The 22,300-nt window shown below is 38.7% G+C and carries 18 protein-coding genes; 9 read left to right on the forward strand and 9 right to left on the reverse strand.

Translation table 11 applies throughout. The annotated features are described in order from the left end of the window. Positions 1-19 precede the first annotated feature (19 nt). On the reverse strand, positions 20-2,350 hold the full coding sequence (locus tag MMY79_RS09590) for a TonB-dependent receptor (RefSeq protein ID WP_354669039.1): 2,331 nt from the start codon (positions 2,348-2,350) through the stop codon (positions 20-22). A gap of 252 nt (positions 2,351-2,602) precedes the next feature. Beyond that, entirely contained in the window at positions 2,603-5,215 is a 2,613-nt protein-coding gene (locus MMY79_RS09595; RefSeq protein ID WP_252613351.1) for a TonB-dependent receptor plug domain-containing protein, read from the reverse strand. A gap of 285 nt (positions 5,216-5,500) precedes the next feature. On the opposite strand from MMY79_RS09595, the gene MMY79_RS09600 reads away from it, so the two are divergent. After that, positions 5,501-7,084: an ABC transporter substrate-binding protein gene (locus MMY79_RS09600; RefSeq protein ID WP_252613353.1), complete on the forward strand. Its 1,584-nt coding sequence runs from the start codon at positions 5,501-5,503 to the stop codon at positions 7,082-7,084. Between the two features lie 62 nt (positions 7,085-7,146). Here the strand turns inward: MMY79_RS09600 and MMY79_RS09605 are convergent, their stop codons facing one another. The 4 genes from MMY79_RS09605 to MMY79_RS09620 form a co-directional block, all read right to left on the reverse strand. After that, the gene (locus tag MMY79_RS09605; RefSeq protein ID WP_001018517.1) at positions 7,147-7,551 is read right to left on the reverse strand and encodes a biopolymer transporter ExbD; all 405 of its coding nucleotides are present in this window, start codon (positions 7,549-7,551) and stop codon (positions 7,147-7,149) included. Next, positions 7,551-8,285, reverse strand: coding sequence for a MotA/TolQ/ExbB proton channel family protein (locus MMY79_RS09610; protein WP_004701581.1), 735 nt, complete (start codon positions 8,283-8,285; stop codon positions 7,551-7,553). The genes MMY79_RS09605 and MMY79_RS09610 overlap by 1 nt, the downstream gene beginning before the upstream one ends. 24 nt (positions 8,286-8,309) lie before the next feature. Continuing rightward, the gene (locus tag MMY79_RS09615; RefSeq protein ID WP_252613355.1) at positions 8,310-9,137 is read right to left on the reverse strand and encodes an energy transducer TonB; all 828 of its coding nucleotides are present in this window, start codon (positions 9,135-9,137) and stop codon (positions 8,310-8,312) included. A 190-nt stretch (positions 9,138-9,327) separates the two neighbouring features. Continuing rightward, positions 9,328-10,461: an LLM class flavin-dependent oxidoreductase gene (locus MMY79_RS09620; RefSeq protein ID WP_252613357.1), complete on the reverse strand. Its 1,134-nt coding sequence runs from the start codon at positions 10,459-10,461 to the stop codon at positions 9,328-9,330. Positions 10,462-10,776: 315 nt separating this feature from the next. Here MMY79_RS09620 and MMY79_RS09625 point away from each other — a divergent pair, with 315 nt between their 5' ends. The 7 genes from MMY79_RS09625 to tatC all read left to right on the forward strand — a co-directional run bounded on the left by MMY79_RS09625 (position 10,777) and on the right by tatC (position 15,760). Continuing rightward, positions 10,777-11,850, forward strand: a complete 1,074-nt coding sequence (locus MMY79_RS09625; RefSeq protein ID WP_252613359.1) for an ABC transporter substrate-binding protein — start codon at positions 10,777-10,779, stop codon at positions 11,848-11,850. Positions 11,851-11,853: 3 nt separating this feature from the next. After that, positions 11,854-12,693: an ABC transporter permease gene (locus MMY79_RS09630; protein WP_252613361.1), complete on the forward strand. Its 840-nt coding sequence runs from the start codon at positions 11,854-11,856 to the stop codon at positions 12,691-12,693. 3 nt (positions 12,694-12,696) lie between these two features. Then, positions 12,697-13,485 carry an ABC transporter permease gene (locus tag MMY79_RS09635; protein ID WP_032028785.1) on the forward strand — a complete coding sequence of 263 codons (789 nt, stop codon included), beginning with the start codon at positions 12,697-12,699 and terminating at the stop codon, positions 13,483-13,485. A 19-nt stretch (positions 13,486-13,504) separates the two neighbouring features. After that, a complete protein-coding gene (locus MMY79_RS09640) occupies positions 13,505-14,275 on the forward strand; it encodes an ABC transporter ATP-binding protein (RefSeq protein ID WP_252613363.1) in 771 nt (256 codons plus the stop codon). 96 nt (positions 14,276-14,371) lie between these two features. Next, positions 14,372-14,587 (forward strand): Sec-independent protein translocase subunit TatA, encoded by a 216-nt coding sequence (locus MMY79_RS09645; RefSeq protein WP_057076283.1) that lies wholly within the window; start codon positions 14,372-14,374, stop codon positions 14,585-14,587. Positions 14,588-14,600: 13 nt separating this feature from the next. Continuing rightward, on the forward strand, positions 14,601-15,017 hold the full coding sequence (tatB, locus tag MMY79_RS09650) for a Sec-independent protein translocase protein TatB (RefSeq protein ID WP_252613365.1): 417 nt from the start codon (positions 14,601-14,603) through the stop codon (positions 15,015-15,017). Continuing rightward, a complete protein-coding gene (tatC, locus tag MMY79_RS09655) occupies positions 15,014-15,760 on the forward strand; it encodes a twin-arginine translocase subunit TatC (RefSeq protein ID WP_252613367.1) in 747 nt (248 codons plus the stop codon). Before tatB ends, tatC begins: the two co-directional genes overlap by 4 nt. Positions 15,761-15,789: 29 nt before the next feature. Here the strand turns inward: tatC and MMY79_RS09660 are convergent, their stop codons facing one another. After that, complete coding sequence (locus tag MMY79_RS09660) at positions 15,790-16,866, reverse strand: sigma-54 dependent transcriptional regulator (protein ID WP_125542525.1); 1,077 nt, start codon at positions 16,864-16,866, stop codon at positions 15,790-15,792. A 316-nt stretch (positions 16,867-17,182) separates the two neighbouring features. Between MMY79_RS09660 and MMY79_RS09665 the strand changes: the two genes are divergently transcribed. Beyond that, positions 17,183-18,271, forward strand: a complete 1,089-nt coding sequence (locus MMY79_RS09665; RefSeq protein ID WP_252613369.1) for an LLM class flavin-dependent oxidoreductase — start codon at positions 17,183-17,185, stop codon at positions 18,269-18,271. A 94-nt stretch (positions 18,272-18,365) separates the two neighbouring features. Here the strand turns inward: MMY79_RS09665 and MMY79_RS09670 are convergent, their stop codons facing one another. Together MMY79_RS09670 and MMY79_RS09675 are read right to left on the reverse strand one after the other, a co-directional pair. After that, positions 18,366-19,577, reverse strand: a complete 1,212-nt coding sequence (locus MMY79_RS09670) for a lipase family protein (RefSeq protein WP_252613497.1) — start codon at positions 19,575-19,577, stop codon at positions 18,366-18,368. 89 nt (positions 19,578-19,666) lie between these two features. Further along, entirely contained in the window at positions 19,667-22,159 is a 2,493-nt protein-coding gene (locus tag MMY79_RS09675) for a TonB-dependent receptor (RefSeq protein WP_252613371.1), read from the reverse strand. Positions 22,160-22,300 lie beyond the last annotated feature (141 nt).

The following is a 22,300-nucleotide window of genomic DNA, read 5'->3' on the forward strand; positions in this document are numbered from 1 at the left end:
TTTCTCCTTAAAGCAAAGCTTAGAATTTTGCAGTGAGAGAAACACCAACTTGACGTGGGTTTCCATAGGTTAAGACATATTGTCCAGCAGGACCATTTGGTCGCCCATGAACTTGATATTCTTCGTCTAGCAAGTTTTTAACGTAAGCATTAACTTGGTATTTATTATTTGCGCTGATATACCCAACGTTCGCGTTCCATAAGGTATATGCTTTTTGACTCAAAATCGGGTCAACAGAATAATCTTGACGATTTACTAAGAAAAACTCACGGTCACGATATTTTGCATCTGTGCCCACAATAACTCGTGCTCCACTATCAAGATTAAAGGTATATTCACCCCCTAAACCGATGGTGTACTTTGGAGAACGAACCAAGCTGTTACCTGTATTGTCAGCATTTACGACATTCGTTACTGGGTTTTTATCAACAAAGTCGGTGTATTCACTGTCTAAATAAGCGCCTGCAAAACGTAGGCGTAAGTTATCGGTCGCTAAATAATCTAATTCTAATTCGGCACCTTTTACTTCTGCTTTAGGACCATTTGCCAGAACTGAGGTTACCCCACCACCTTGTCCTTCTGTCGCAACCAATAAATTTGTTTGAATATCTTTGTAGTCATAATAGAAAATATTGGCATTGGCGGTTAAATTGCCTTGTAACAAGCTAGACTTCAAACCTAGCTCGTAGCTGTTTAAATATTCAGGGTTAACATCTGCAAGTTGCGTCAGGCTACTTGAAAGTCCGGTGTTAAAACCGCCTGAACGGAAACCTCTAGCAAAACGGAAGTATGTATTGATATCAGGAGTGATCTCATATTCTGGCGTAATATCGTAAGTCAGTTCATTCCATCTCTTTTTACGACTTGTTGAACCATTTGCATTAGGTGCTGGGTTATAAACGGCATTATTGTACCCATCCTTTTGCCACCAACTGCCTTTGGTGTAATCGCCCGTGGTAATTTGAACAAGGTCTAAATCAATGTCTTTTTCTTCACTTGTCCAACGTAGACCACCTGTCACTTTAAATTTGTCGGTAAATTTATAGGTGCTATTCCCAAACAGGGCAAAACTTTGTGTAGTCTGATTATAGGTAATATCTCTGAAAGCTGGAGTTCCCGCGGTCTGAGCTGGAGCGCCATTCGGTAGTGTTTTATTCACTCGTGCGCTTACCCCTGTAGAGTCCAAATCTTCATTAAAGTAGTGAAAACCTGCAATCCAACTGAGCTTTTTTTCAGCATCAGAAGAAATTCGAAACTCTTGGCTGTATTGACGCCACTCATTATCACTATAGCTTCTTGCTACATCATATGGCGTATAGTCACCATCAGAAATGGATTTTTGAGTGGTTTTATCAAATGCTGTAATGGATGTAAAAGTATGACCACCGCCTAAATCTCCTGTTAAGGTGAGCGATGTACCATCATGTTGAATTTTATTGCTTTCAGGTAAATCTAAATTTGTATCTCTGCCTTCTGGTCTCTCGTAAACACCCCAGTATTTTCCAATACTTAAAGAGCCATTATTGCCCAGACCATTATAAGTTTGGCTATGTAGATTGACTAAAGCATTCCAATCATCATTAATTTTTCCTAATATTTGGAAGCGGAATGATTTTTTATCTACATCCCCGTAGTTTTCACCATTGGCTAAATTTTTTGCATAGCCATCGCGGTCTTCTGAATAGAATGCTCCTCGTACGGCAACGTTATCTGATATAGCCCCGTTCACGGCGCCTTCAAAAGTACGAAGATTATGGTCACCTATTCCTATTGTTCCATAACCAGTCGGTTTATCTGTAAAAACAGGTTTTCGTGAAATGTAATTTACCGCACCAGCCGTGGTGTTTTTACCGTAAAGCGTGCCTTGTGGACCACGTAGAACCTCAATACGTTCTAAATCAAATAAATCTCCAGCACCAGCAACAGGAGCATTTAAATAAACCCCATCTGCATAAATACCGACTGGAAAAACTGTAGAGGCTGCAACATCGCCAGTTCCTAAACCACGAATATACCAACGTGGACGGCTATCACCATCTGGGTTTTCAGCTGCTGCATTGGGCGTATAAGTTAAAACATCGCCAATAAATGTTGAGCCTTTCGCGGCCAAATCTTTGCCTGAAACCGCTGTAATTGCAGTCGGAACTTTTTGAATGTTTTGTGCACGATATTGTGCAGTAACGATGACATCGCCTAGTTTTTTTACATCTTTAGCATTTACCACTTGAGCTTGTTGCTCAGCAGGAATTGCATCAGCATCATCGTTCGCTAAAGCTAATGTCGAAACACTCGCCGTTACTCCCCACATAGCAGTTAAAATACTCTGCCTAATTTTTGTAACCTTAAACATGGTGACTCCATTTAAATAAATCTATTCTTATATTGGCAACTTCTATGCCATTTAATTTATTTAAATAATTTCAAATACTTAATAAAAATTTAAAAATAAAAATGATTCAATGCTGCTGATAGATAGACAGTCTGAAAGGTATTATTGTTGTTATTTCAACATTCACGATTTAACGTGTTTCATATCCCGTATTAATAATAAAGCCATACAGACGTATGGCTTTTTAAGATTGTTGGAAATGATTGATTGGTTTTAAAATTTATAACTAAATTGGCCTTGTACAGTCAGAGGACGCATTGGTTGTAAAAACTCACTATTCGCTCCTGCCAAACCATTCACAAAATTTCGTTCATTGGTTAAGTTAAGAATGTTAAGGCCCACAGTCCACTGTGGCTGGCGATAATAAAGACCTAAGTCCAGATTATAGTTATTCGGTACTTTCACGGTTTGACTTAAGTTTGTGTACCAGTAGCTTGTCCACCATCCCGAAAGGTTGACCCCAAAACCAGACTGATGTTGATAATCTACATAAGCACTTGCAGAGTATTTGGGAATTCCTGCTGCATCATAACGTCCAGCTTTACGTTGGTTTAAAGCATTATTGTCTCCCCAAACTGTAGCATTGTCCGCATGAAAGCCAAATGGTGAAAAACCAGCAGGTACAATAGAGCTGTATTCGGCATCCAAATAAGTGAAATTGCCCCCAATCGCTATATTTTTTTGAAGTTGCCATCTTAATGATGACTCAATACCTTTTACTTCAAAGCGAGCCATATTGCCGTTCGTATCTGGCGATAAATCTCGTTTTTGTTCAAATCCACTTATGGTTAAAAATAACTGGTCAGTAATAGGTTCATATTTAAATCCTACTTCTTTTAGCTCACTTTGACTGTCAAAAGCTAAAGGATTAAGTTGATTTCCTGCACCCCAAATCAAGAAAGGGCCAAATACTCCCGTATTTAATGCAGTGCTTTTGTCATAGGTAAAATAGAGTGTGCTTTTCGCAGTAGGCTTAATAAACGTACTCAGTTGATAGCTCAATAGACTATATTTATCACTCGACGAACGGACATCTGTTGGGGTTAAAACAAGTGGGTTTTCAAGTTTTGCTCTTACAGAACTGTGGTTAATGCCTAAATTAATACCGAATACATCGTTAAAGGTAAAGTTTTGTTGAGTGAACACACTCAACGTATCCCAGAAACCAGAGCCCGTATAGACAGCGCCTCCTCCATTCGGTGGAAAGCCACCTTTTTCAGCATATAAACCATTTCCAATTGGGTACATGCGCGGCAAATTTAAATAGCCAAAATATTGAGAATATTGAGGCACTCCGGCTTGTCCAATCCAACCTCCTGTTGAACCGCTATTGTTAATTAACCCCAGTAAATCACCAGGATTCTTCTGCGATGGATCATTGGTTAAATCATAAGGATTAATATTAAAACTATTATTTGCAGCTAAAGACGTAAACTTCTCATGACGATATGTTCCTCCGGTACTGCTTTTATTATTAATTTTTACGCCACCTATTTCAAAATCATAGTCCCCTAAAAATTCTAGTCGGTTATCAATTAACTCATGATCTAAATCTGTAAAGAAGCTCCCAACAGAGTCGCCTAAATCTTTGTTATTTTGATAGAGCGTACTGTTTGCAATAGACCAATGGTCATTTAAATCTTTAATTACTTTTAATTGGGTACTAAATCGCTTGGCACTATTTTTATCTTCACTACGTCCTGAAACATTATCATCTAGCTTGACCAATTCATTACCGGGGATTGATGGATCATACACCCAACCTTTAATCGTTCCTGCTTGATCAGCAGTTGAGTTCGGTAACGGTGTGGTCTGAACTCCACCAACAGCAACATATTGGTTTTTATCGTTCTTCTGACGAGTTTGCCAACCAATGACTTTAGAATTTGCCGCACCCGATTCAAATACAGGAGACCAAAAAGTCGAACCGTTTTGAATAATAGGCGTAGCTCTACCTTTGTAATAAAGGCCATTATCAACAGATTGCTGCGACGCTCTATTCCAGCCATGCGTCACGTTAAAATCATAATAGTCATCGTAACTGATATTCCAATCTACCCTTAAACGATCATTTGGACGCCAAGCAAGTGCCCCATAAAATGCATTAAAGTTATTTTTCACATTGTCATAATAGTCATCTGTTTTTTGTGCTGTTGCACTCACGCGAAATGCTAATTCTTTTGAAATGGGTGCTGTATGATCAATACTGACAGAGAAATTAGGCTCTGCACCTTTACCTGAGTAAATGGAACCTACAGTGCCAGAGATATTGGTTTCAGCTTTATTAAAATTAGGCTTTTTGGTCAGGTAGTTAATATATCCGCCAGAACCTGAAGTCGGCGCAAAAATTACACCTGTTGGTCCTGCCACAATATCGGCTCCTTCATAAGCATTGAGATTGGTGGGATGGCGAGTACTGTAAATGCGTTGACTATCTTGAAAAACTTCCGAGTTCTGTCCACGAATTTGTGGAGCAAAATTAGCATTTTGTCCCCCGCCTCGCGTAATGCTAGGTGCATATTTGACGAGATCATCCGCACTGCGAATAACATCTTCTCTAAATTGTTGTTCTGACACTTGGGATACTACACGCGGGGTATCCAATACAGAGCTATCAGTTCCATAAATTGAGGTAACTTTGCGTTTGGGAACAATGGTAGTTTTCTTGGTTGCTCCAGTAACGACGACATCGGACAAAGTAATTACATCACTTTCAGAATCGCCTAGTTGTTGAGGTGTTTCTTCGGCGAAAACATATAACGGTAAAGTCGCCCCTAATACGCTAAGCGCAATAACTAAAGGTTTTAATTGAAAAGGCTGTCTCATATCACACTCAGTAAAGTAAATTTACAATGCGTTACGCAAAGCCTATGCCAACCAAGAAACGACCAAACAATTTGCCCTAACCATTTGATTTAGTTGTTTTTAATTTCTCATTGTTTACTTATCAATTCTATTCATGTTTATTTTTTCAACAAAGCTGCTGGAATAGAGACACCCACTAAAAACAATAATTATTTAAGTAATTGATAAATATATTAAAACTATATAAAAATATTGGCATTTATTCTGCAATACCTTAGAAGATGAAGATCTAATCAGGTATTTATAATGACAAATCAAACATTTCAGTTATCACGTCGAAAATTTTTAACACAAAGTCTCACGGCGCTAGGTGGCGTCTCTTTATTGGGTAGTTTATCAGGCTGTGGCCCCTCTCCAGATAATAGTAACGAATCAAAAACTACCTCCTCAGCAACGCCAAAGCATGGAGGTGTTATACGCTTGGGTCTAATTGGAGGACAACAATCAGGCAGTCTAGATCCTCATCTTTCAGCATCGGGAAGTGGTATTACAAGAGGTTTCGCTATTTATAATAAGTTATGGGAATGGGATGAAAATATGCTGCCCCGACTTGCTTTAGCGGAGTTTGCAGAACCTAATCACAATGCAAGTGAATGGACCATTCGGTTACGTAAAGGCTTAGAATTTCATCACGGTAAAACCATTACTGCTGATGATGTGATCTTTTCAGTTAAACGTCTAACAGATCCTAAACTCGCCTCACCATTTCGTAATCTGGTGCAGTGGATTGACCGAGATCGTATTCAAAAACTAGATGAATATACGGTTCGTATTCCTTTTATTAGTACGATTCCCGGCTTTGTTGCACTGCCCGAAACTTGGGTAAATTTTGGAGGAATTGTACCAACCGACTTCGACCCTATTCATAATCCAGTCGGAGCTGGTCCATATAAAGTCAAAGAGTTTATTCCGGGGCAGCGTTCTGTTTTTACTCGTTTTAATAATTACTTTAAAGCAGACAAACCTTATGCAGATAGTTTTGAAGTGATTGATTTTAAAGATCAGGTCTCTCGATTAAATGCTTTATTGGCTGGACAAATTGATGTCGCAAATGCGATTTCACCCGAATATATTAAAATTTTGGAGCAAGCAAAACACATTCAAACCATACGCTCTGCGACCAATACGCATAATAGTTTTGACTTTAATACTCAACAAGCGCCGTTTAATGACCCTAGAGTGCGTCAGGCATTTCGTTTGATTGCAAACCGAGAGGAGTTGGTACAACGAGGCTTAAATGGACAAGGTCGAATCGCCAACGATCTTTATTCACCGCAAGACCCTGCCTTTCTCAATTTGCCGCAGCGCCAACAAAATATTACCGAGGCAAAAAATCTATTAGCGCAAGCAGGTTTTAAAGATGGTTTGAGTGTAGAGCTTGTTACCCCAGTGAGTAGCGCTCAACCTGCATTAATTTTTGCCGAGCAAGCAAAACAAGCCAATGTGAATATTCGAGTTAAACAAGTGGATTTTGCAACGTTCAATGGCCCTGACCGCAGTAAGTGGCAGTTATCGAGTAATGCGACCAATGTCGGTACGCCCTATTTATCGACTGCCGTTGTTAACGATGCTCCAATTTCTACAACGAATCGTGTGAATTTTAAAGACCCTGAATATAGTGAGTTATTTTTTAAAGCACTGGCAGAACCTGATTTAGCCAAACGCAAAATCCATTTAGCGCAAGCACAAAAAATTCAACATGAACGTGGTGGAATGCTCATTTGGGGATTTAGCCATACGATTGACGCAGCAGCTAAAAATATTGGTGGTTTAACTCCTGAACATACGATTTTTCCAACATGGCGTTTTGAAAAACTCTGGAAAGCTTAATATTCATCTGTACTCACAATATAAAAAAAGCTGCCGAAGCAGCTTTTTTTATGGAGGCCTAATTATTTAGGCACTGTAATCACAGAAAGTTTATCTACACCTACACGTTCAATACTTGCCAATAATTTTGCGACTGTTCCATAAGGTACAGTTTCATCAGCATTTAAATTTAATGCTAATTTCGGGTTACTGCTTTTGCGTGACTTTATTTCTTGTTCAAAGTTCGCAAGTGTCACTTTATCCTTATCAAGGAATATTTCACCTTGTGGATTTACACTAATCACCACAGCTTTGTTTTGATCTGTAGATTGAGTTGGAGCCGCTTTTGGTAAGTTCACTTTCACCGTATTTGTTAACAAAGGAGCTGTCACAATGAATACGATGAGTAAAACCAACATGACATCGACTAGCGGCGTAATATTAATTTCACTGACGACATCGTCTTCTTGAGAGGTAGAAATTGCCATTATGCAAACACTCCTTTCTCTTTCACTTCTTTAGCAGAATTATCTTTAAGCGCCGTATTACCAGTCGTACCTTTTTTAGCAGTTGGTAGCTGGAATCCTGCTTTTTGATTTAGACTCACGAAGTCCGTTGCAAAATCATCAAGATCTGCGCCAATTGTTTTTACTTTACGCACAAAGTAGTTGTAGGCAAGCACCGCAGGTACAGCAACTGCAATACCAATACCTGTTGCCACCAGCGCCTCTCCAATTGGTCCAGCCACGACATCCATACTTGCATTACCTGAATGAGCAATCGCTTGTAATGCATGAATAATCCCAAATACTGTACCGAATAGACCAATAAATGGGGCGTTATTTCCAATAGAAGCCAGTAAAGCTGAACCTTTTTCTAATTGGCGGCGCTCAGTTAGAACTTGTTTACTTAAATGGCGCTCTAATAAGTCCTGACGGCTCCAACTGTTTTGTAAGTCTTGATGTGTCTTTTCATCTGCTTCAATTAAAGTCTGAAAACCGGTGTTAGCCACTCGTGCTGCTGGGCCTTCACCAAGTTCAGACTTAGTTACTGCATCTGATAAGTTTTTTGCTTTCCAAAACTCTTCTACAAAAAGCTTACTTTGTTTTGTCGCTCGTTGTGTCTGGACCACTTTAACCACAATCAACACCCAAGTCACAATTGAGAAAGCAACTAATAACCAGATCGTGCCGTCATGGATCAATGAATTAATATCTGACATGAAAATATCCTCTTAATTTAAATTTTATTTCGGTAATTGATAATGAATTGGAACATCGACCCAGCCTTCTACAGGGGTTTTCCCTTTTAGCGCAGGTGAAAATTTCCATTGCTTTACTGTTCTTACGGCAGCACTGTCTAGAAGTTTTTTGCCACTACTTTGCTTGACACTGACTGTATCCGGGCTGCCATTTGCTAATACTTTGACCCGTAAAATGACTGAGCCTTCCCAACCACGTTCTAAAGCTTGTTCAGGGTATTCAGGTGCAGGGTTACTGAGATATCCGGCATAACCTTTGGCTTCAGTCACAGGTAAATTGTCATCTGACGCTTTTACAGGCTCAGCCACTTTTTTAACCGGTTCCGCGACTACTTCTTTTGTGACCACAGGTTCTGCAACTTTTTGTGGAGTTGGTGCAGCTACCGCTTTTGCAACTGGCTTAGGTTGCTCCACGCTTTTTTGGATAGGTTTGGGCTGTTCAGCCTGTTTAGGAATTGGCTTGGGTTTTTCCACCACAGGTGGAACTTTTGGTTTTTCAGTAATCGGTGGAATTTTGGGTTCAATCACTTTAGGTGGTTCAACCAGTTTTACGATTTCAATCACCACAGGTTCAGGTTTATGAATATCTAAAGCTGGTGTTGGCAATTGTTTTGCGACATACCAAATTCCAAGATGTGCTGAAGCAACAGCTATAATTGCGATTAAGACTTTATTCAACTTCACTGGAGCAGGTTGAATAACATCTTGATCATGCCGTGCAAACGGATCTGCAAGTTCAGTTGTGGCTGCAACTGTCGCAAATTGCTCAAAGAGCAAAGCCCGCTTATGGGGATTAAAGATTTGATCACGCATAAAAATTTAAACTAAAAATAAAAGATTAAGTCGTAAATTGCACAAGCTATGCCAAAACTATAAGTTATTATTTTTTATTAATTTAATTTGTATTTTTTAAATGGTTGATACAAAAGATGTTGGTTTTCAGACAGTGTTATGCTGTTCAAACAACAAGATCCCTTTGATATCGCAAAGGGATCTAAGTTTATTATTTTAATTTATATCCTACTAAGGGTAAGACTTCTTCAGCCACTCGATATGCTTCTTCTAAATGCGGGTTACTGGCTAAAATAAAATGTCCCACCCCAATATCAATATATTCTTGCAAACGTTCTGCGACTTGCTTATAGCTCCCGACTAAAATACAGTTTGGGCCGCCTCGTACATTTGACATTCCCGCCCACACATTCGGACTCACAAATAGGTCTTCAAAACGGTTGCCTTGTGCTAAGGCTTGCTGGCGCTTTGCTCCTACAGATTCAGTGTCTTTACGTTCAAAAGCATTACTATCGACAGCAATGGTTTCATACATTTGTTTAAGCTCTTGGAAGGCTTGTTCTTGGGTTGGTCGTGCTAAAATATCAATACGCATGCCAAATTTAACTTTGCGTTCCGGCGAATTCTGCTCAAAGAAGTTTTGAGCCTGTTCGATCACTTTCTTCTGTTGGTCTACAGGTTCGCCCCAAGTTAAGTGGATATCTGCGTGACGTCCTGCGACTTGTAAAGCTGCATCGCTTGCACCTGCTAACCATAAACGTGGAACGTCATATTGATTCATTGGGTATTTCAGGCCACCTTGTTCAACATGGAAAAACTTTCCATCGTAATTGAAAGGTGCATGGTGTGAATAACCTTTCACAAATTCTAAAAACTCATTGGTCCGTGCATAGCGTTGATCATGTTCAATAAAGTCCCCATATGCGCGTTGCTGCGCACCGCCTCCACCTGAAATTACATTCCACTCTACTCGTCCCTGACTTAAACGCTGCAAACTTGCAGCCATTTGACTTGCATAAGTAGGATGAATAAACCAAGGCTGAATTGCGATGAGCAAACGAAGTCTTTTAGTTTCTCTTGCCAGTGCAGACGCTAACACCCATGGTTCTTCAGTATGTGGAAAAGCAGGAATGAGTGCACCATGAAAACCAACAATATCGGCTGCTTTCGCCACTTGCTCGACATAGTCATAGTAAGCAAATAACTGATCCTCATGTTGCGGCGCAACACGTTGTGGAGATTGAACTGCTGGAGTTAATTGATTCCATTCACCGCGTGTGTGTAATTGATGTGCTCGACGACCATCCCCATGAACAGGGATTCTCCATAAAAACTCAACTGACATAATGAATCTCGATAATTTAAAGATTTGACGATATTTAATTCGTTAAAAGTCTTATGAGCAGGAATCATGCCGATATTTTTTTAAATTAATTTCCATCTATGCATCTGTTTTATATAACTATTATAAAATCGGGTTTAAATGCTGTGTTGATATTTCAACACTTAAACACTAACGAGTGTCTCAATCACAACACAACTATGGTATTTAACTTCAATAATAATTCTAAAAATTTATAATTAATTGATTTATTTGTAATTATTTTATTGGCTTAGTTCTTGCTCTATACCAGTATATTTTTTTAATTCTTATGATGATATGCGTATTTTTCCACGTCTACTTTTAGGTTTCAGTTTTTTGGGTCTCGTTGCTTGTGGCGCACAAAAAACCGAAGAGTCCACCCAAAAACAGTCTGAACAGCAACAACTCCGAATTGCAGTCGTTGCCAATGGTACTTCGGGTAGTTTGGACTTTATTGGTGTGCCACAACTGATTTCACAAGATCAAATTTTTCTAAAAGCCTTAAAGCAAAATCACATTGAATTAAAGTGGGAACCTGTGACGACTGCTGCCGTGGCAACTCTGGTCAATGAAAGTTTTATAAATAATAAAATCGATTTTGCTTTTTACGGAAACCTTCCTGCTGTAGTGCTCAATGCAACAGGCGTTAAAACGCAAATTGTTGTACCCGGAGGTATAGGTAATAACGTCTACCTTATTGTTCCAGCGAATTCACCTATTAAATCCATTGAGGAATTAAAAGGTAAAAAAATTGCATTACATCGTGGCCGTCCGTGGGAAATTAACTTTGGGCAACTCATACAAAGTAAAGGACTAAGCTTAAAAGACTTTCAAATTGTGAATTTAAACCCGCAAGCTGGGGCTGCTGCTTTATCTGCCAAAAGTGTAGATGCCTTTTTTACCTTAAGTGATGCGCTTACTTTGCAAGATCGCCATCTGGGTAAAATCATTTGGTCGTCACAATCTTTGCCACAAGACTGGAAAATGCGTGCTGAACTCTGGGGCAGTAAAAGTTATATCGAGCAACACCCAGACACCACACAATTACTCGCTGATGCGACAGTACGTGCAATGGATTGGATTGCACACCATCAAGATGAGTTTCAGCAAAGTCAAACCAAGTTTGGCCAACCTCTTAGTGTGATTCAACGTGAAAGCCAGAACACGGCAAGCACATGGCAACAAGACTGGTCTCCAGACTATCAAGTCGACTTTCTGAAACAGCATTATTCAAAAGTCATTAATCACGCAGTGAAAAATCAGCTTATTCAAACCCCAATCAAAGCAGATGAACTGTTGAATCCGAAGTTTACCCGTCAAGCGATTCAAAATTTACAGGCCAATCATGCCTCAAATAAGCAGGGAAACTAGACAATGAAAATACTAGTAAAGCCACTTATTGAGCAAAATAACGTTTTATTTAAAACCCCACTCCGTAAGAAATTTTCTTCTAAAAAGGTATATGGGCTGCTCTCTGTGATTTCACCCTTATTAGTATTACTCATTTGGCATTTGATTAGTTCTTTACAGATTTTCCCAACCCAAATTTTGGTGCCACCTAAAACTGTCTGGAATACTTTCATCGCGTTGTTACAAAGCGGTGAGCTTCAAATGCATCTCAAAGATAGTCTTTCACGTTTGTTTTTGGGATTTTCTATTGCAGCAATCAGTGCAATTGCTTTTGGTATTGCTTACGGGGCAAATACTCTATTTCGCAATTATACCTATATTTTATTTAACGTTTTTTATCAAATTCCAATCTTTGTCCTTATTCCTATTTTTATTTTAGTTTTTGGGATTGGTGAATTATTTAAAATTTTACTGATTATCAAAGCCTGCTTTTTTCCAATTGCATTAGCAACGGCCGATGCAGTCAAGAATATTCCTAAAAAATATATTGAACTAGGACAAATCTACCAGCTTAAAACACGTGCTTGGCTCAGGCTTATTATTCTTCCATCCATACTCCCGCCGTTAATTGGTGGATTACGCATTGCACTTGGTCGCGCATGGTTGATTTTAGTTGCTGTTGAACTACTGGCAGCTGGAACGGGTATTGGGCAAATGATGGAACTGGGACGTCAAATGTTACGCTTAGATGTTGTAATGGTTGGTGTGTTTATCACAGGCCTAGTGGGCTTTGGTTTAGATAAAGTTTTACGTTTAGTGGAACAACGCTTTATCTCACCTGCGCTTAGTTCGGGGGAGAAATAAATAATGTCTCAGCGTTCATTTACTTTAAAACAATCATGGCAACGGCCAATTATTTTAGTACAAGGCTTAGTACTGCCATTATTGTTATTAGGCTTATGGCAATACAACTCAAGCTTAGGTGCTAGTCATGCCTATGCATTTGTTCCTTTGCAAAACATTTATTTCGCATTTATCAAATTGCTTGAAACAGGTGAATTGTGGCTAAACACATGGGGAAGTCTTAAAAAAGCCGGAATAGGATTTATCTTAGGTTCGATAAGCGGATTAATTTTAGGTACTTTGCTTGCCTATTCAAAAGTTTTAAATGCTTTAGTTTCTCCACTATTTAACAGTATTCGACAAGTTCCGTTACTGGGTTTAACACCTTTAATTGCCTTATGGTTTGGTAATGGAGAAGAAGCAAAAATCTTTATTATCGCGCTTGCCTCGTTTTTTCCATTAGTGATTAATACATTTCAGGGCCTTAGCCACAATGATGCAAAATACGATGAAATCGCACGTATTTATCAATTTTCATTCTGGCGAAAATTTAAAAAAATACGCCTTCCCCAAGCCCTACCCCATATTTTAACTGGTCTAAATTTAGCGGTGCCCTTTACTTGGATCACCACTACAGCAAGTGAATTGCTATTCAATGCAGGTGCTGGACTTGGCAACTTAATGATGAAAGCCGAGATTAATGCCGAAATGGATATTCTGTTGGTTTGCGCCATAACGGTTACCCTTTGTGGGGCCTTTATGACAGCAGGTATTCATCTTATTTCAAAACGCCTGCTGCAATGGCGTACCTAATTTGTCTTTTTAAAAAATATTGTTAGGAATTTATATGTCGTTCTCACTACTTTCTATTAAAAAACTCAATAAATCTTTTCAACGTGATCAAAATACTTTGACCGTTTTAGATGGTATTAATCTCAACATTGAGCAAGGTGAATTTATCTCGATTGTTGGTAGTAGTGGCTGTGGAAAATCAACACTATTACGTCTTATTGCTGGATTGGATCAAGACTATGACGGTGAAATTTTACTGAATCAAACCCAGATAAAAGGCACAGATTTAAAACGTGGTCTTATCTTTCAAGAACACCGATTACTTCCATGGCTTACTGTTTTTGAAAATATCCATTTAGCACTTGAGGAGACTCCACTCACCCGTGAAGAGAGAAATTTACGGGTAAATGAACATATAGAAATTGTCGGGCTGAAGGGTTTTGAAAAGGCGTATCCACATGAGCTTTCTGGTGGCATGGCACAACGTGTTGCAATTGCCCGTGGACTCGTCAATAAACCCGATATTTTACTTTTGGATGAGCCTTTTGGCGCTTTAGATGCCATCACACGGGGTCACTTACAAGCTGAACTTCAGCGTATCTGGCAACACGAAAAAATCACTATGATTTTAGTCACTCATGATATTGAAGAAGCTGTCTATCTTGGAGACCGTGTCATTGTGATGTCAGCCCGACCAGGAAAAATTAAAGAAATTATTCAAGTTCCGTTGACACATCCTCGACATAAAGAAAGTGAACTTTTATTTGGTTTTCGCAATCAGGCACTTAATATGCTAGATCACACAGCATAATTAATTTGAATATTGATCGATATTAATATGATTTAGAAAACAGATAATATCGTGATATTAATGTTGTTTACATTTAATTAATATAGGATAGAGAAAATGGGTTTATCTATTTGGCATATTTTACTGTTTGCAGTGATTGTTATTTTATTATTTGGAACTTCAAAATTAAAAAATCTAGGTAAGGACCTAGGTGGTGCAATTAAAGATTTTAAAGATTCCGTTAATTCTGAAGATCAAAAATTATTGCAAAACCAACAATACAAAGATATTAGTCCAGTTGAATCACATAATGAAAAACAAAATAAAATATGAGTGATTTATTATTATGTTTAATATCAGCTTTGGAGAGTTATTAGCTTTTGCAATTATTGCGCTTATTATTTTAGGACCTGAAAAACTTCCTCACACGTTAAGATCAGTCCTCCTCAAATACAGAGCAGTTAAAAACCAAATTAGTAAAATTCAAAATGATATCGAAAACGAACTTGACCTGATCGAACTTAAGAGAGTTATGCAAGAAGAGCTGCAAAAAATAAAACAAAATGAAGAGCAGCTCAAACAACAACTCGCTCTTATGCAACAAGAAATTGAAAATGTACAAACATCTGTTTTTACGGAACAAAAAACCAAAGCACGGCGCATCAACGACTATATCTATACCCGTTCACAAGATGAGTTAAAGACACCATTTTTAGCTTATTTTAAAACAGCCAATAAATTCAGTGAGGATCAAGCTGCATGACGGAACATATTGTCAGTGAAAGCCTCACTGAAATGAAATATAGCGAACATTTAAAAGAATTAAGAAAACGGCTGATCTATAGCATTAGTATTGTTTTAGCGATTTTTTTATTATTACTTCCGCTTGCTCAGAAGAACTACTATTTTCTTGCTCATCCTTTAATTTCATTACTTCCTAGCAATTCCACCATGATTGCGACAGATGTAATGAGTACATTTTTAGCACCATTTAAGCTCAATATTTATTTTGCGATTTTATTAAGCATTCCCTTTATTCTTTATCAATTTTGGCAATTTGTTGCTCCAGCTCTTTATCAAAAAGAAAAAAGATTCGGTATAGCACTTGTGCTTTCGAGTAACCTTCTATTTTATTTAGGAATTGTGTTTGCCTACACTTTAATTTTGCCTCTCGCTTTAAAGTTTTTCGTCTTGGCATCGCCTGATAATGTGTTACCGATGACGGATATCAATAGCTATCTAGATTTTTGTTTAAAGCTTTTTCTTGCTTTTGGTCTAGCATTTCAAATTCCAGTTTTAACTTATATTCTTATTTTTATTGGTCTTATTTCTATTCAACAGCTAGAAGCACATCGTAAGCACATCATTGTATTCTTCTTTTTTATTGCAATGTTTATTACCCCTCCTGATGTTTTTAGCATGCTTGCTCTTGCAGTCCCAATGTGGTTGTTATTTGAATTGGGTTTATGGGTCACAAAATTCACAACGCAAAAAAACATCCATTAAAAAATGGATGTTTTTTCTATGTAAAACCCTTAAGCAATTTCATTTTCATTCTTATTAGGTAGTAAGTTATATCTTGATAAAAGATTACGTAAAACATTACGCGATAGGCCTAACATTTTTGCTGTCTTGACCTGATTGTTCCAGCAACTTGAAAATGCAGTATTTACTATTTTATCTTCAATAATATGCCATGCTTCCCCATCATATTCTTGAAACAAACGCTTCAAGATACTTTCAAACTCTTGAATAAGATCATTGTCTGGTAACACGGCAGAACCCGGTTCCTCAGAAAATCTTAAATGCTCAAGATCAATTGTTTTACCGCCACTCACCAGCAAAGCATAGTGAATATTGTTTTCTAGCTCACGAATGTTGCCTGGCCAGCTATAGTTCAGCAGCGCATTTCTTGCTCTATCACTAATATTTGGCTTAGTGGTAATGAGCTTCTGAGAATATGAACTTAAGAAGAAATCAACCAGAGGTAAAATATCTCCTTTACGTTCACGCAGTGGCAAAATATTAAGCACAACCACGTTCAAGCGATAATATAAATCTAGACGAAACTTATTTTCTGCTACAGCTTTACGTAGATCGACGTGCGTCCCCGACAAAATACGGACATTAATGGGAATTGGTTTTCGACCACCCACACGTACGACTTCTTTTTCTTGCAACACCCTTAATAGCTTAACTTGTAACGATAGAGGCAACTCACCTACTTCATCTAAAAATAAAGTACCACCATCGGCTGTTTCAAAAATACCAGCTCGAGTTTTGTTTGCACCCGTAAAAGCGCCAGCTTCATAGCCAAACAATTCAGACTCAGCAAGAGTCTCGACCAAAGCACCACAATTGACTGCAAGAAAAGGCTTATTTTTACGATCACTTTTCAAATGAATTTCGCGTGCAATTAACTCTTTACCTGTCCCAGACTCTCCTTGAATGATGACACTAGCAGAGCTTGGAGCAATCGTTTCAACTTGATTTAATAATTTACGGGAGTTTTGATCTGAAAAGATAATTGCTTTTGCTCTTATTGGTTTTACAGGAACACCATTATCAGGCAAAGTAATTACTTTATAATCATTATCTAAAAAGGTCTTCATAATTACCCCATAAAACTTATGATATAAGCATTCTAAAAGGCTATATTACATTTCAGTGCGTTTTTTAATAAATAACAAATAAATATATTTAATCCAAAATTCACCTATTTTATTCTGAAAATATTTTCTCTTATAAATTAAAAATAAACACAATTCTTTTTTTATGATATGTTGCTTCTCAAACACAATGTTGTCTTTTTGATTAAATACAAACACTCTAAAAAATTATAATCCATTCCTATATTTGATTTATATAGGTATAAAGCTTGGCATTTATTTTGCTCATTCATTTAAAATCCATAAAATAGGTTTAATAATGAGCATCGAATTTGTAGGTATGGTTTTCCCTAACCAATGGTCTGAAACAAAAGGAACGCGAATTGGCCATAAAATTGACCTCGAATATCTACGTTACCACGCACGGGCACATGAATATGCGGGTTTTGATAAAGTCTTAATTGCTAGCGGACCAACTAGTCCAGACAGTACACAAATCGCGGCATACCTTGCCCAACATACAGAACGTCTTGGATTTATGATTGCCCATCGTCCTGCACTCCTCACTCCAAATCTAGCTGCGCGTTCTTTTGCTACGCTTGACCAAACTACAGGTGGTGGAAGAATTCGTTTACATGCAATTACGGGAATTACAGCGGAGCCTCAAGAAGGTGATTATATTGTTGATAAAGTTCAGCGCTATGAACGGGCGGGTGAATATCTAGATATCATCCAGAAACTTTGGAAAAGCGATCAACCGATTAGCTATGAAGGTAAATACTTTAAGTTAGATAATGCTTTTTGCCCGTTAAAGCCAGTCAACGGTACAATCCCGATTTCATTCGGTGGCTCATCAGACATCGCTTATGATATTGCAGTTCGCCATGCAGATCTCTATTCACTATGGGGTGAACCACTGGCTGGAGTAAAAGAGCAAATTACTAAATTGAAGCTCGCCGCAGAAAAAGCCAATAAACCGCAGCCTCCTGTTAGCTTATCTGTACGTCTTATTATTGGTGCAACTGAAGAACTTGCTTGGCAACGAGCAGAACAGATTCTTGCAGATATTCAAAATAATCCGACTTTTCAAAATAACGGCACATTATCAGGACATAAAATCAAAGGCATCGGTTCACAGCGCTTATTGGCAGCAGCCCAGCAAGGTGATCGACATGACCGCGCATTATGGATGCCAACCGCAACTGCTGTAGGGGCTTATGGCGATACGACTGCCCTGGTTGGTACGCCAGACACCATTATTGCCTCATTACTTGATTATGTAGATTTAGGGGTGACGACTTTCTTAAATCGGGGCTACGATCCGATCTATGATACGGTCGATTATGGTCGTTATATTATCCCCGCTGTACGAAAAGAAGCAGCCAAAAAATTAAAACAAATCGCTTAAACATTTAAAGAAAAAAGCCGCTTATTCAATATCTTTGAAGAGCGGCTTTTTTTAATAAAGATTTTCTTCAGTGAGAAAATCTTTAGTTCATCTTTTATTGCAAGTCAGGTTTACAAATAGCCTGAATTTTCTCTCCCGCAATCACCTTTTTAGCAAACGGAATTGAATCTTTTAAGGAGGCATTCACAGTTTCGCTATGTCCTAAGCCATGATACAAATGACCTTCGACCACTGTACCTGCTTTACAAGCATCTGCCACTAGTTTCATTTGAGAACGAGCATCTGGAGTTCGGTCATTTGCCCCTGTTCCAATAAATAATGGATGACTGATTTTTAATGTAGGGTAATAACCATAATCATTTGACTGTTTCTCTTGCAGCTTTTTATAGCTTGCAGGCGGATTAGGTTTATATGCTTGTGCTGGCGAAAGCCCGGCGGTTTGAATATCTCCCATAAAACTTGTTAAGCAGGCATTTCTTGCTTGTTCAACTAAAGGAGCAGCTTCAAGAGTGAAAATATCCTCTGTTTTAATTTCTGGATATAAACTTTGTGTCACTAAAAAACTATAGATGCCATAAGCCAGTGATGGGCTGACTTCGTAAGGATTTAACTTTAACTGATTTTTTTCAGGCGTCGCTTCAGGATCTTGATAAATCACGCCTGTACCAATTGAACCTTTAATATTTAAGTCAGGTGCGTACGTTGCCGAGTAGGAAGAAGCCGCAACAGCCCCTGCGCCTCCTTGTGATTGACCAACAATCACAAACTTATTAGCAAGTGGCAACTTGGTTTTTAAAGCAGCTCTACCACTATCTAAAATACTATAAGCCAGCATTGGGTTATTAATTAACAAGTGCGGTCCTGCAACACCTAATCCTTCGTAATCTGTGGCAACGACCGCAAATCCTTCTTTAAGCCAACGATTTAAATATTGTACATCTCGGTATGACCTTCCACTCCAAGACGGCGCACAAGCATCGGCCAAACCGACCGTACCATGTGCCCATAGCACCACTGGCCAACCTTCTTTTGGTGGAGTTCCTTTCGGTAAGTGAATACTTCCTGAAACCACAATAGGTGTTTTGCTATCTTTACCACTCGTAGAACTGTAGAGAATCCGAATAGCCTGACTGTCATTTGCCAAACGAATATAAGGATTATGAATCGCTTCTGTTTTTAATAATTTTCCTGCCTGTTCAGGAATAGCCGATTTCCATGTATAAAACTCGGAAACTCGGCCATCTCCATATTTATCTTCTGGCGCTGGAGCTTGTTGAGCGGTCGCCAAACAACTTGAAGTTAGCATCGTTGTGATTAAAGAAAACTTGCATAAAGTTGATAAAAAAGTATGTTGCATTGTTATTTACCTTAAAAAACTGTCTCATCATTTTTGATTTAAAATTCGTAACTTACGCGGCCATATAAATACGTTCCAAATGCTCCTTCAGGCGCATTAAAACTATATTTGACAATGTTGCCGACCGAAGAATCTTTGGCTTGATCAGGATGGCTATTAAATAAATTGATCGCCCCTAAATTGAATTTCAGGCCTTTCACAAATGCATCCGCTTTGTAGCCAATATCCAAATCTGCAATCCACTGAGGGTCAAAGGTTTGGTCTAGTGCAGTATTGGTGTTATTTAAAGTGGTCCACTTATCGTAGCGACGGACTGCCGTATTCACGCTCCATGCTTGATTTGACCAAAGTGCGCCAAGCGTTAGCTTTGTTTTCGGTGCAGCAGACTCAATCAGGCTTTGTGTATTTCGTCCTGCAATGCTTGAAACAGGAATTCGCTCACCTTTTGCGGTAATAGAATCTCGAGTTTCGGTAATTTCATTTTTGTTATATGCCAGACCTAGGTTTAGATTTAACTTGCCATATTGTTCAAGGTTTAAATCATGCTTAAGCGCGAGCTCTAAGCCTTGAGTACGTGTATCTAATAAATTATTAAAGAACGCCACATTGGCAATATTTGAATACGGTGTATTGGCAAAAGCATTGGTAATTACACTTCCAGTAATATTGTCTGAAAGCAAAATACGATTTTTAATATCGATTTGATAAAGGTCTAAAGTTGCCGATGTATTAACAAGTGGCTTCCAAACAAAACCTAAAGAATAATTCGTCGATTTCTCTGGTTTAAGAGAAGTTCCACCAATGAGTAAAGCCGCCTCACTTCCTGCAACTAAAGTTCTTTGTTGAACATCTTGCCAACCTGAAGGGGTCTGCACAGTTTGTACGCTATAAGCCGAATAGCCCTGCTGTGCCAATGACGGCGCTCTATAGCCTGTATTTACTGAACCACGTACCGTAAATTTAGGTGATACATCATATTTAGCAAATAATTTTCCGTTTGTGGTCGAACCAAAGTCTGAATATTTTTCACTCCGGACTGCTGCTCCGACATTCAAGTCTTTAATAATATCTGCTTCTAAATCTAGATAGATACCGTAAACATCGCGACTAATTTTTCGTTCATCTTGGTCTGTAATTCCGGCATATATTCCCGGAACACCAACGCCCAAAGTTGTGCTTGGATTAAAATATGGGCCGCGGGTATAGGCAATTGGATCACCTGCATTTTGCTTATATTGCTCCCAACGATATAAAACCCCTGTAGACAACGTGAGTGGGCTTGCGAACCAGTCAATAGCAATATCACGGCTGTAATCTAGCCCTGTATTTAATTGCGAAAAAATATTTTCACCCAAGTCATAGTTTGAAGGAGAATCTGGCCCGTAGCTTGGGTTAATGCCGTTGCCTTGCTCTGTGCTGACTTTATTTTGTCCATAGGTCGCATAAAGATCATATTTACCTGACTTCTGCTCTCCTTTTTTAACTCCAACTGTCGTTGCAAAATCATCTACAGTGACTAAGCTTAATGGTGAGCGTCCATCTGGATAACGTTCTTTAAAATAGCTTGATTGATTCAGTACTGTTTTGGTTGTTGGTGGCTCATAAAAATTTTCCCCTATTGTTTTACGGTGTCCATAGCTACTAAAACCATAAAGTGCAACGTCATCTGTCAAAGGTAAATCTAGATTGGCAGTCACATTGATTTGATCTTTTTGTTCGGGGGAGCCAAATTTCCAAGTTCTATAGGGTGTATTTTGTTCTGTATATTGAGCCTTGGTTGAACCATCATAAAAAGTTCGCGTATCTGGTGCTGTGTTACTTGCCGCTTCACGTTTGCCTAAATCCAGTGCAACCGTCAATGCACCATCATTAGGGAGCGCAAAACCTTTCCAAAGATTAACTTTATGTTGTTCACCATCTCCTTGAGTATAGCCACCCGTTTGATAGCTTACGCCACCTCCATGATCTCGTGATTTCAAAATAATATTAACGACACCGGCAATTGCATCTGACCCATATTGTGCGGCAGCACCATCCCGCAAGATCTCTATACGCTCAATCGCACTCACTGGAATTAAACTTAGGTCAGTTACCGCTGCGCCTCTTCCACCTGCATAGGCTTGGCGGGTGAAATAAGCGGATGTATGACGACGTTTTCCATTAATTAAAATTAGAGTTTGATCAGCAGATAATCCTCTAAGTGCAATACTTGGCGGAACCGATGCCCCAAACCCACCTGCGGGAGAACTCGGTAAAGTTACCGAAGGAGACAACCTTGTTAACGCTGCTGCAAGATCAGTCGCACCAGTCTCTTGTAACTCTTTGGCAGTTAAAATATCAACGGGTGCAGGTGCATCAAGTGAGCTACTAATTGCCCGTCTAGAGCCTGTGACAACCACAGATTGTAATGTGATGGCATCCTCTTTCTCTGGCAAATTCTTTTGATCATTTGCCAAAGTAATTGAGGCAGTGAGTGTGCTCAGTGCAAAAATTGAGGAGTGAAGAATGAATTGAGAAAAATATGTACGCATATTGGCTTCCTTAACGATCTAGACCGATATAGCAAAGCCGATGCCAAATATTTTATTATTTGTTATCAATGTATTAAGAAGATTAAATAAAAGAATCATTGTTTAAATTTAAACAATGATTCAAAAAAATGTTTATAAAAC

This window comes from Acinetobacter sp. XS-4, assembly GCF_023920705.1.
Taxonomy (GTDB): domain Bacteria; phylum Pseudomonadota; class Gammaproteobacteria; order Pseudomonadales; family Moraxellaceae; genus Acinetobacter.

Coding starts and splice junctions, on each gene's coding strand:
- MMY79_RS09590 (WP_354669039.1), bottom strand. CDS start 2,350: ATGTTTAAGGTTACAAAAATTAGGCAGAGTATTTTAACTGCTATGTGG.
- MMY79_RS09595 (WP_252613351.1), bottom strand. CDS start 5,215: ATGAGACAGCCTTTTCAATTAAAACCTTTAGTTATTGCGCTTAGCGTA.
- MMY79_RS09600 (WP_252613353.1), top strand. CDS start 5,501: ATGACAAATCAAACATTTCAGTTATCACGTCGAAAATTTTTAACACAA.
- MMY79_RS09605 (WP_001018517.1), bottom strand. CDS start 7,551: ATGGCAATTTCTACCTCTCAAGAAGACGATGTCGTCAGTGAAATTAAT.
- MMY79_RS09610 (WP_004701581.1), bottom strand. CDS start 8,285: ATGTCAGATATTAATTCATTGATCCATGACGGCACGATCTGGTTATTA.
- MMY79_RS09615 (WP_252613355.1), bottom strand. CDS start 9,137: ATGCGTGATCAAATCTTTAATCCCCATAAGCGGGCTTTGCTCTTTGAG.
- MMY79_RS09620 (WP_252613357.1), bottom strand. CDS start 10,461: ATGTCAGTTGAGTTTTTATGGAGAATCCCTGTTCATGGGGATGGTCGT.
- MMY79_RS09625 (WP_252613359.1), top strand. CDS start 10,777: ATGCGTATTTTTCCACGTCTACTTTTAGGTTTCAGTTTTTTGGGTCTC.
- MMY79_RS09630 (WP_252613361.1), top strand. CDS start 11,854: ATGAAAATACTAGTAAAGCCACTTATTGAGCAAAATAACGTTTTATTT.
- MMY79_RS09635 (WP_032028785.1), top strand. CDS start 12,697: ATGTCTCAGCGTTCATTTACTTTAAAACAATCATGGCAACGGCCAATT.
- MMY79_RS09645 (WP_057076283.1), top strand. CDS start 14,372: ATGGGTTTATCTATTTGGCATATTTTACTGTTTGCAGTGATTGTTATT.
- tatB (WP_252613365.1), top strand. CDS start 14,601: ATGTTTAATATCAGCTTTGGAGAGTTATTAGCTTTTGCAATTATTGCG.
- tatC (WP_252613367.1), top strand. CDS start 15,014: ATGACGGAACATATTGTCAGTGAAAGCCTCACTGAAATGAAATATAGC.
- MMY79_RS09660 (WP_125542525.1), bottom strand. CDS start 16,866: ATGAAGACCTTTTTAGATAATGATTATAAAGTAATTACTTTGCCTGAT.
- MMY79_RS09665 (WP_252613369.1), top strand. CDS start 17,183: ATGAGCATCGAATTTGTAGGTATGGTTTTCCCTAACCAATGGTCTGAA.
- MMY79_RS09670 (WP_252613497.1), bottom strand. CDS start 19,577: ATGCTAACTTCAAGTTGTTTGGCGACCGCTCAACAAGCTCCAGCGCCA.
- MMY79_RS09675 (WP_252613371.1), bottom strand. CDS start 22,159: ATGCGTACATATTTTTCTCAATTCATTCTTCACTCCTCAATTTTTGCA.